Origin of the sequence: uncultured Anaerofustis sp. (assembly GCF_938029165.1) — a bacterium.
Lineage (GTDB): Bacteria > Bacillota > Clostridia > Eubacteriales > Anaerofustaceae > Anaerofustis.
This window is the reverse complement of sequence record NZ_CALHFB010000027.1, coordinates 1-8716: the sequence shown is the minus strand read 5'-3', so window position 1 is coordinate 8716 and position 8716 is coordinate 1. Positions and strand designations below refer to the sequence as shown.

Sequence of the window (8716 nt, the reverse complement as noted above, 5' to 3'; positions counted from 1 at the left end):
TTATTCTTTATATTATTATCTTTGACGTTTTTGCCTAGGGGGTACTTGCATTTTTGCATAGGGGTATAGGCAATTTTGCATAGGGGGGTGATTTTCCTTGCCTCTATTTCACTACTTTCTTCCTTATATGTATATCTGATTTTTATATATCCTCTTTCTTTTAACTCTTTAATCGACCTTGATATCGTTGATGTATTTTTATCATAAAGTTTTGCAAGATATTTATTGCTAGCCCAGCAATACCCCTCGGAGTTCGAGAGAGAACATATATCAGCATACAAAAGTCTCGTTATAGGCTTCAGTTCATTATCGTGCAATACTTCGCTCGGGATAATGCTGTATGTCATTATTTTGTCACTTTTCTTATTTCCTTCTATCTCTCTTTCCCTCCTTTTCTTATACTATTTTTCTTTTTCTTTAAAAAGAAACAAACACTAAAGGGCTATCCGCCCTTAAAAACCCGACCATTTTTGTCCGAAGCAACAAAAATGGATTAAATGCTTTCACTCATTCGACGTGAAGGCTTAAAGCGACCGGATTTTCTACAAAATGCTACCCGCATTTTGTGAAACAGTCGCTTTCCCACCCTTAAAAATAATAGTTTTAGTGTAAAATTAATGCTAATAAATTTTTTAGGTAATATGCGGGTGAATGACCTTCGTAAGTTTAATATCTCTTTTAGCGAAGCTCTTAGCACCACGCAGTGGAAGAATTTTTACCCCTTTTTTGTGGCTTTGGACAAAAAAAGGGCAGGGTTACTAAGGGACGGAGTTTCTTATAAAAGCCTTCGGGCTTATACGAATAAATTTATTCTATAAAAAACAAAAACAATAAAATTATTGGAATATTTAAATAAAAATGAAATACACATTAAAAGATAAGAACTATTTAAACAAAATGGAATATAATAATATATAGATTACAAAATTAATCTAAATATAATTATCTTTACAAAAGTCACATAAAGGACTTGAAATTCTTGGAAGAAAGTTATATAATATATAAAAATATCAATTTACAATTAAATAGCGGAAGAGATTATAAGAGAAACCGCAACATATTACACTTAAAGACCTTAAGTGTGTATGTTGTTTTTTTGTATTTACAAGGAGGAAAATATGAAAGATATGTATGATGTGCTGATTATCGGTGCGGGCGTAGTAGGCTGCTCTACTGCAAGAGAACTTTCCAAATACGATTTAAACATAGGTGTTTTGGAAAGAAGAGAAGATGTTTCATGCGGGACATCGAAAGCAAACTCGGGAATGATACACGGTGGTTATGACGCTACCCACGGGACTATCAAGGCTAAATTATCAAAGAGAGGAAACGAACTGTTTACTATTTTGGATAACGAACTCCATTTCGGTCATACAAGATGCGGTTCTCTAGTTCTCGCATTCGACGAAGAAGATATCGAAACCCTTAAAGGACTTCAGGAAAACGGGAATAAAAACGGAGTTGAAACGGAAATAATCGATATCGACAGGATACACGAAATTGAACCAAATATCTCAAACGACGTAATTGCCGCTCTTTACTGTAAGACGGCAGGTATCGCAATGCCTTTCCAATACTGCGTTGCTTTAGCTGAAAATGCTATTGATAACGGTGTGGAATTCAACTTCAATGAAGAAGTAACAAATATCACAAAAGACGGTGATGTTTTTATAGTAAAAACAAAGGATAATGAATTTAAAGCAAGATATGTAGTAAATGCCGCAGGTGTATACGCAGACAAGATTTCAGCTATGATTGCGGAAACGAATTTTAAAATAACCCCGAGAAAAGGCGAATATATGCTTTTAGACAAATGTGAATCTACGAAAGTTCATCCTGTTATATTCCCTACACCAAAAGCACATTCAAAAGGTATCGCTCTTACACAGTCTCAGGACGGAAATATACTTGTAGGTCCGAATGCAGAGTACATAGACGATAAAGAAGACGTATCTACAGACGCAAAGACTTTAGACGAAGTATGGGCTCAAACCGACAGCTATTTAATAGATAAACTGGACAAAAGCAAAGTTATAACTCAATTTGCGGGTCTTAGAGCTGTTACGGACTCTCAGGACTTCATAATCGAAGAAAGCTCAACAAAGGGCTTTATAAACGCCGCTGCGATACAGTCTCCGGGCTTCACTGTTTCATACGCAATAGCTGAAATGCTCGTTGGTATATTAAAGGACGCAGGACTAGAATTAAAGGAAAATAAAGATTTCAATCCCAACAGAAGAGGATATGTTGACATGGAAAAGATGTCAAAAGATGAAATCAACGAACTAATAAAGAAAGACCCAAGATTTGCAAGGGTCATATGCAGATGTGAAACTATCACGGAAGGTCAGATAGTAGACGTCCTCCACAGAGGTATCAAGGTAACGACCTTAGACGGCGTCAAGAGAAGAATGAGAGCGGGTATGGGAAGATGTCAGGGAGGTTTCTGTTCTCCAAGAGTAATGGAAATCATAAAAAGAGAATACGATATGAACTACGAAGATGTTACCAAGAAAGGCGAAGAATCTTATATTCTAACCGGAAAACTTAACAAGGGAGGTAACAACTAAGATGAAAAATTATGATTTAGTAATAATTGGAGGAGGTCCTGCGGGACTCAGCGCTGCCATTTCTGCAAAAGAAAACGGAGTAAAGGACATACTTATTCTCGAAAGAGATATGAGGTTAGGCGGTATTCTTAACCAATGTATCCATAACGGTTTCGGACTTCACAGGTTCAAAGAAGAACTTGCGGGTCCGGAATACGCGGGAAGAGATATAGATACCATAATGCGTCTCGGGGTAGATGTGATGCTGGATACTATGGTAATCAAACTCGAAGAAGACAGGACAATACATTTTCTAAATAAAGAAATGGGATACCAAACCATAAAACCGACGGCAGTAATTCTGGCTACGGGGTGCAGGGAAAGGACGAGAGGAGCCCTTAACATGGCAGGCTCACGTCCAAGCGGTATTATGACTGCGGGAACGGCTCAGAGATTTGTAAATATGGAAGGCTACATGGTTGGTAAAGAAGTCGTTATATTGGGTTCGGGAGATATAGGTCTTATAATGGCAAGAAGGATGACTTTGGAAGGTGCGAAGGTAAAATGCGTACTCGAACTTATGCCTTACTCAAACGGACTTCAAAGAAATATCGTTCAGTGTCTCGAAGACTACGATATACCGCTAAAGCTTGCTCATACAGTAGTAGATATAAAAGGTAAAGAAAGGCTTGAAGCTGTCGTTGTCGCTCAAGTAGGCGAAGATAAAAAGCCTATCGAAGGAACCGAAGAAGTCATCCCTTGTGATACCCTCCTATTATCAGTAGGTCTTATCCCCGAAAACGAACTTTCAAATATGGCGGGGATAGAAATCGACCCTAGAGTGAAAGGTCCTTACGTATCTCAAAACAGACAGACCAGTATAGAAGGAATATTTGCCTGCGGGAACGTACTTCAGGTACACGACCTTGTAGACTTTGTTTCAAACGAAGGATTTATAGCGGGTAAAGGTGCTGCGGAATATATAAAAGAAGGAAACGATGTAAGCGAAGACATCGTGACAAAAGCGGTGGCTCCTATCTCTTATACCGTACCTCAGAAGATTTCTTCTAAGGATTTGAAAGAAGACGTATCAATGTTCATGAGGGTAAACAGAGTAGTACCTGCGGGATACGTTGTAGCAAAACTAAACGGAGAAGAAATATTAAGAAAGAAAGAACTTAAATTCTTACCGGGAGAAATGATTAACATAAACATCAAGAAAGATTTGATAAAAGATAAAAAAGGCGAACTTACTTTTGAAATCGAGGAGGCGGACAAATAATGAAAAGAGAAATGACATGTATATGCTGTCCGAGAGGATGTGCCTTAACAGTAGAATACGAAGGAAAAGAAGTATTTTCTGTAACCGGAAATACTTGTCCCAGAGGAGATAAATACGCAAGAGAAGAAGTCGTAGAGCCTAAGAGAGTAGTTACATCTACCGTTAAAGTCAAAGGCGGAAGAGACAATGTGACTTCTGTCAGAACAAATGCGGGAGTACCAAAAGCAAAGATATTCGAAGTGATGAAAGAAATCAACTCTATCGTACTTAAAGCCCCTGTGAAAATCGGAGATATCGCAAAGAAGGATATATGCGGAACGGGAGCAGACTTACTTGTAACAAGAAACAATCAATAACTAAAACAGTTTCATATAAAATCCGACAATGACCCATTATAGGAATATAATGGGTTTATTTTTTTGTTCTTAAATGATATAATATTTCCTGTGAAAACAGGAACGTTTTTGTAGGGCTCTGCCCTACTACCCCTTATAAGGGGCTCTGACCCTTGTACCTTTCTGCGGGGTTTTACCCCGCACCCCACCACTTTGTAGGGTTCCACCCTACGACCTCTGTAAGGGACTCCGTCCCTTAGGAACCCTGCCCTTTTTTGTCCGAAGAAACAAAAAAGGGGTAAAAGTTCTTCCACTGCGTGGTGCTAAGAGCTTCGCTAAAAAAGATATTAAACTTATTAAAATCATTGACCCGCATATTACCAAAAGAGTTATTACCTTATAATATATGATAAAACTTTTTATGTAAAAAGGTGGGATAGCTTCTCTTCCAAGAAACGCGGGTAGCGTTTCTTAGGAAATCGAGAAGCGTAAAAGCCATCACGGCGATTGAGTGAAAGATTTTTATCCAATATTTTTATCTTCGGAAAAATATTGGTCGGGTTTTTAAGGGCAGACAGCCCTTAACTATAGGTTGTAGGGTGGAACCCTACAAAGTGGATAGTAAGGCAAAGCCTTACATAATTATATTCATTATAACATATATATACCCCTTTGGTTATATCTTTGATAAATCTTTATTTAAAACTTTATTGTTTTTAATGTAAGAATATTCCTGCTTATCCTTTTCACTTTTCAAATTGTTGAATAGGAAGACAGAAAGAAGTATCAGCAGTACATTTTTACTTCCCAGAAGCAGTACATATACCCCGAGGAACAATAAAGAAAGGTTTACTATAAAACTTATTATAAAGACATACTTAAAAGCGTCGGGTTTAGAGAGTTTTAGCTGAAGCAGTGAGAATATGCACCTTGAAGCATCCAAAGGGATAGTCGGGACGAGATTGATAAGACCTATCAATATATTATAAAAAATAAAGAAATCGTAAGAAGGGATATACATATAGAAACTCGCAAAGACGATTATCCCTGCAAATATAAAATTGGCAAGAGGTCCCGAGAAGTATAATAAAAATTCCTTATCGGGACGCATATCATGACTGACATAAGAAATTTTAGCACCGAAAGGAAGCAGGGAAACATTATCTATCCTAACGGAAAATATCCTTGCGGTGATAAGGTGTGCGGTCTCATGGATAAAAAGTGAAAATACAAATATCAGAAAATCCACAAAACCGCTTTGAGAATATATTATAAAAAGCGCAAAAACGCTTAAAGACGTCAGCGTAAATTTATTTAAAAGCGATTTAAACTTTTTGTTCATTAAGTTATATCCTATTCTGTCTTGGTATTATTATCTGTGGTTTTATTTGTATCCGTTTTGGTATCCATATATGTAAGAGGATCCACCGCGGTGTTATCCACCCATACTTCAAGCCCGAGGACATCTCCGCTGTCATTATTATCCATTGAGCCTATGATATTACCGCTGGTCACAGTATCCCCCACCTTTACAAAAGTTGTCTTGACACCGTCGTAAATCACGTTCGTATTGTTGCCCACGTCGAAAACTACTCTGCTGCCTCCGTAAGAACTTGAAACAACATTCGTTACCTTACCGCTGGCTGAAGCGAATACTTCTTCGCTCTTTTCGGTTTGGATCTCTATACCCCTTGGTTTTACCGTAGTATTGAATACAGGGTGAGTCTTATCCTCAAACTTCGTTATAACTTCCCCGCTCACCGGCATTTCAAGTTTAAGTCCGCCCCCCGAAGAATTTACTGCAGTGCTTTTGCCTCCGTTAAATACGCTGGCAGTATTATTTACAAAAGAAACAACCTTGTCCTTTGCTTTACCGAAAGAAAAGACATCACTACTGAATACGCTGTCTATCTTAGATGTAACGGAAGTCGGAAGAGATACATCTAACATGTCCAATGTTACATAGGAAAGCGCCAGTATCACCACGAATATCATCACATTCAAAAATCTGTCTTTCTTGACAGGTGCCTTTTTGCTCCTGTTATAACTATTATAATTCCTGCTTCTGCTATTATAAGAAGTTCTTCTGTTTCTTTGATTTTTTTTACTTCTACCGCTTTGCATAAATATCCCTCCTAATAAAAGTCCTATTTAAGTATATTAAAAGTTAAATGAAATATTCGTAAATATTTACTTGAAATGGAAAAGCTTTTTTTGTATAATATGAAAAGTAATATGCGGATGTGCTGGAATAGGCAGACAGGCACGGTTGAGGGCCGTGTGTCCCACGGACGTATGGGTTCAAGTCCCATCATCCGCACCATAATTTGTGATTTAGCCGATTGTTTATAACAGTCGGTTTTTTATTTCTATCAGTCACCCTAAAACATATCTCCTCTCCCTCTTGACTCTGACACGATGTCAGATAATATAATGGCTTTAAACTAGAGGAGGAGTAAAAACATGAAGAAGATATTAACGGGGATAAAACACCATTTGGACGATTATGAGTGCATGTGGAATGGTATCGAGGACATATACATGAACAAAACCAAGGAAAAGATACCTGATCAGTTTTTCTTTTCAATGGCGGGGTTCTGCGGATTTACTTACCTTAAAACGAATAAGGCGGATATAAAAAGGATGGTCGCTTTCGGTGAAGGCAGGACAAAACAAATGTATAAATACCTTGCTCCGATAGTAGGGTTTGATTATCATTTTATCGAGTGCAGGACACCTAAGCTGTCACTTATGAAGGCAAAGAAGGAAATAGACAGAGGTAAACCAATTGTGATAGGTGCTTTTGATATGTACTATTTGGAGTACTATCCTAAGCTTTATCATAAAGAGCATATACCATTTCATTATTTTTTAATGATAGGATATGACGACGAAAAAGAAAAAATATACTTATACGACTGCGGAAGAGAAGATATCAGGGAATTATCCTATGAAAATGTTCTGCTTGGGATGAATGCAGAGTATCCCGGACTATGTAAGCCAAACACAATTTGCAAAATTTCAATGGACAAACCAAATGACAAGAAATATATAATCAAAAAATGCCTTGAGGATAAAGCAAATTCCTATGTAACTCCTCCGACAAACTTCATGGGGATAAAAGGAATAAAAAAGTTAGCAAATGAACTATCTAAATGGGAAGAAGAGATAGGAAAAGAAAAAACAAGAAAAGTAATTTTAAATATGATAGATTTCTTCGGCAGTGTCCCCAAGACGCCAAACAGACTTCTCGGGATAGACGAACCCGATGAAATAAGGTATATGTGCTCAAGAGATAAGTTTGCGGGAGTACTTGATGAAATCGGAGATGAGTACGATAACTCCTACTTTAAACAAGCAAGCGGTTTATTTCTAAAGAGCGGGAATGAATTTACAGTACTGTGTGATTTATTTATAGAGTATATTTTAAATGATGATGATATTTTTGAAAGAGCAAGGGAAATAATACTAAATATAGGAAGCCTTGAATATGAAGCATATAATCTAATCAAACTGGGATTAAAAGACTTTTAGGCATCTTATCTACAATAAATAAAACCAAAATATTAAAAAGGGGGATTCCCTCTTTTTTATTTTCATTTGGATAAAATATTGATTTGGATATAATAAGTATTTTTATTAAATATCCTCATAATCAAAATAAATATAAACATCAATTCGTTTATATAATATTTTTAATGACTCGTTATTGATCATACTTTAAAGAAGCATATAAAATATAAACTAATTATCAAAATAAAACCATACAAACAAAATAAAAATGTCAGGATAATAATAATGTTTTTGTTGCGATATTTGCAAAATGTCTTACCGCATTTTGAGCATGCCCTAATATCTTTGCTCTTCCCTATTTGCGTACAAGTATTTTCTTCTATACTCTTTACTCCCTTTGAAACCACTTTTTTTATAACTGCATTATCATTGTTTGATTTTTCATCTGTATTGAATTGTCTATCTTTTTCCATGCTTTTATTCTCTCCGCCAAGCTTTATAAAACCAAATATCTTACTTTTAGTCACAACAGTGATATAATACAAATATTACATATTATGATATTTTTCGGCTTAAGAAGTCATATTTTTCTTACATAAAACATGAAATGCGTAATACTATTTCATAGTTACAAAAAGTAAAGTTTTTTTACCTTTTTTACTGTTTTATTAATGATTTTTTCAACACCCATTACATATATTTAAGGAGCCTAAAACAATAAAAGCAAACATCCCCTTTGGATACTTTGAGAATGAATAATATCAATAAGCTAAATATTACTTTTTTAATACCAAATATATATTTATCTCTAAGAATTAAAATTTATCGTCAACTATAATAAACAACTCTTTTATATAATTTTCATGTGCATGATTTTAATAAGTCTCATATCTTTTCTTAATCTCAGTTATTAAAAATCTAGAGTAATTATTCACTAGTAAGCAAACAAATCTCTCAGATAATTAGTATATGATAGACTTCAGTAAGTTTAATATCCCTTTTAGCGAAGCTCTAAGCCACCGCGGCGAGCGGGGTAC

At 36.0% G+C, this 8716-nt stretch carries 8 protein-coding genes and 1 tRNA gene; 5 read left to right on the top strand and 4 right to left on the bottom strand.

Features of this window, described 5'->3' with window-relative positions; translation table 11 throughout:
* Positions 1–347 (bottom strand): helix-turn-helix domain-containing protein (locus Q0516_RS02915; protein ID WP_294468892.1); only part of this gene is annotated, 347 nt, incomplete at its 3' end.
* A gap of 771 nt (positions 348–1118) precedes the next feature.
* Between Q0516_RS02915 and Q0516_RS02910 the strand changes: the two genes are divergently transcribed.
* From Q0516_RS02910 to Q0516_RS02900, 3 genes are read left to right on the top strand one after another with little or no spacing between them, the layout of a single operon-like run.
* Entirely contained in the window at positions 1119–2570 is a 1452-nt protein-coding gene (locus Q0516_RS02910; RefSeq protein WP_294468891.1) for an NAD(P)/FAD-dependent oxidoreductase, read from the top strand.
* Between the two features lies 1 nt (position 2571).
* The gene (locus Q0516_RS02905; RefSeq protein WP_294468888.1) at positions 2572–3831 is read left to right on the top strand and encodes an FAD-dependent oxidoreductase; all 1260 of its coding nucleotides are present in this window, start codon (positions 2572–2574) and stop codon (positions 3829–3831) included.
* Positions 3831–4187 carry a DUF1667 domain-containing protein gene (locus tag Q0516_RS02900; protein WP_257481278.1) on the top strand — a complete coding sequence of 119 codons (357 nt, stop codon included), beginning with the start codon at positions 3831–3833 and terminating at the stop codon, positions 4185–4187. Before Q0516_RS02905 ends, Q0516_RS02900 begins: the two co-directional genes overlap by 1 nt.
* A 655-nt stretch (positions 4188–4842) precedes the next feature.
* Here Q0516_RS02900 and Q0516_RS02895 read toward each other — a convergent pair.
* Complete coding sequence (locus Q0516_RS02895; RefSeq protein ID WP_294468884.1) at positions 4843–5508, bottom strand: site-2 protease family protein; 666 nt, start codon at positions 5506–5508, stop codon at positions 4843–4845.
* 11 nt (positions 5509–5519) lie between these two features.
* On the bottom strand, positions 5520–6290 hold the full coding sequence (locus tag Q0516_RS02890; RefSeq protein WP_257481162.1) for a M23 family metallopeptidase: 771 nt from the start codon (positions 6288–6290) through the stop codon (positions 5520–5522).
* A 113-nt stretch (positions 6291–6403) separates the two neighbouring features.
* Here Q0516_RS02890 and Q0516_RS02885 point away from each other — a divergent pair.
* Positions 6404–6489 (top strand) — tRNA-Leu (locus tag Q0516_RS02885).
* A 140-nt stretch (positions 6490–6629) separates the two neighbouring features.
* Positions 6630–7700 (top strand): BtrH N-terminal domain-containing protein, encoded by a 1071-nt coding sequence (locus Q0516_RS02880; protein WP_294468883.1) that lies wholly within the window; start codon positions 6630–6632, stop codon positions 7698–7700.
* 179 nt (positions 7701–7879) lie between these two features.
* On the opposite strand, the gene Q0516_RS02875 is transcribed toward Q0516_RS02880, so the two are convergent.
* On the bottom strand, positions 7880–8206 hold the full coding sequence (locus Q0516_RS02875; protein ID WP_299237368.1) for a hypothetical protein: 327 nt from the start codon (positions 8204–8206) through the stop codon (positions 7880–7882).
* Positions 8207–8716: the final 510 nt, after the last annotated feature.

Coding starts and splice junctions, on each gene's coding strand:
- Q0516_RS02910 (WP_294468891.1), top strand. CDS start 1,119: ATGAAAGATATGTATGATGTGCTGATTATCGGTGCGGGCGTAGTAGGC.
- Q0516_RS02905 (WP_294468888.1), top strand. CDS start 2,572: ATGAAAAATTATGATTTAGTAATAATTGGAGGAGGTCCTGCGGGACTC.
- Q0516_RS02900 (WP_257481278.1), top strand. CDS start 3,831: ATGAAAAGAGAAATGACATGTATATGCTGTCCGAGAGGATGTGCCTTA.
- Q0516_RS02895 (WP_294468884.1), bottom strand. CDS start 5,508: ATGAACAAAAAGTTTAAATCGCTTTTAAATAAATTTACGCTGACGTCT.
- Q0516_RS02890 (WP_257481162.1), bottom strand. CDS start 6,290: ATGCAAAGCGGTAGAAGTAAAAAAAATCAAAGAAACAGAAGAACTTCT.
- Q0516_RS02880 (WP_294468883.1), top strand. CDS start 6,630: ATGAAGAAGATATTAACGGGGATAAAACACCATTTGGACGATTATGAG.